1 protein-coding gene is annotated in these 1,331 nt (G+C 66.9%); it reads left to right on the plus strand.

Annotation, left to right across the window (positions count from 1 at the left end; all coding sequences use genetic code 11):
* A partial coding sequence (locus BACI9J_RS22370; protein ID WP_159736615.1) for an NCS1 family nucleobase:cation symporter-1 occupies positions 1-1,331 on the plus strand: 1,331 nt, incomplete at both ends.

Consider the following 1,331-nt stretch of genomic DNA (forward strand, 5'->3'; position numbering starts at 1 on the left):
TCGGACGTGCACTCGGTCGGCGGCTACGTCACCGCCGGGTCGCTCTTCGCCCTCGGCATCGCGAGCTGGCAGGTGCTCATCGCCCTGGTGGTCGGCATCCTGATCGTGCAGGTCTTCGCGAACCTGGTCGCCAAGCCGTCGCAACGCACGGGAGTGCCGTACCCCGTGATCAACCGCGCGGTGTTCGGAGTGCTCGGCGCGAACGTCCCCGCCATCATCCGCGGTCTCATCGCGATGGCCTGGTACGGCGTGCAGACCTTCCTGGCAGCACAGTCGCTGAACATCATCTTCCTCAAGTTCATCCCGGCGTCGGCGGGGCTGCTCGACCACTCGTTCCTCGGGCTGTCGGCCCTGGGGTGGATCTCGTACGCGATCCTCTGGGTGGCGCAGGGGGCGCTGTTCTGGATGGGCATGGAGGCCATCAAGCGGTTCATCGACTGGGCCGGACCGGCGGTCTACGTGGTGATGATCGTGCTCGCGGTCTACCTGGTCAGCCAGGCGGGCATCGGCAACATCTCGTTCACCCTGTCGGCGGGCGAGCCGCTGTCGTTCGGGGCGTCGATCCCGGTGATGCTGTCCGCGGTCGCCCTGGTGGTCATCTACTTCTCAGGCCCGATGCTAAACTTCGGTGACTTCGCGCGCTACGGCCGGTCGTTCCGGGCGGTCAAGCGCGGCAACTTCTGGGGACTGCCGATCAACTTCCTGTTCTTCTCGGTCCTGACGGTGCTCTGCGCGAGTGCGACGATGCCGGTGTTCGGCAAGCTCATCACCGACCCGATCGAGACCGTGCAGGCCATCGGAGCACCCTTCGCGATCCTGCTCGGTGGCCTGACGTTCGTCACCGCGACCGTCGGCATCAACATCGTCGCGAACTTCATCAGCCCCGCGTTCGACTTCTCGAACGTGGCGCCCCGGAAGATCTCGTGGCGTGCCGGCGGCATGATCGCCGCCGTCGGCTCGGTGCTCCTCACCCCGTGGAACTGGTACGGCAACGACCAGGCGATCCTGTACACGCTCGGTGTGCTCGGTGCGCTGATCGGCCCGCTGTTCGGCATCCTCATCGCGGGCTACTACATCGTCGGCAAGCAGCGCATCGCGATCGACGACATGTACTCCACCAGCCGCACTGCCCGGTACTGGTACCGCGGCGGCTTCAACCCGAACGCCATCTGGACCCTCGTGGTCACCGGCGCGGTCTCGGTCGCGAGCGCGGTCCTGCCCCCGGCGCTGGGCGTGCTGCCGTGGCTGTCGAGCTACAGCTGGTTCATCGGCTGCGGCCTGGGCCTCGTCGTCTTCTGGGCACTCGAGCGCGCCCGGCCGAGCATGCCCGT

Origin of the sequence: Arthrobacter sp. 9V (genome assembly GCF_902506065.1) — a bacterium.
In the GTDB taxonomy this organism is placed as follows: Bacteria; Actinomycetota; Actinomycetes; order Actinomycetales; family Micrococcaceae; genus Arthrobacter.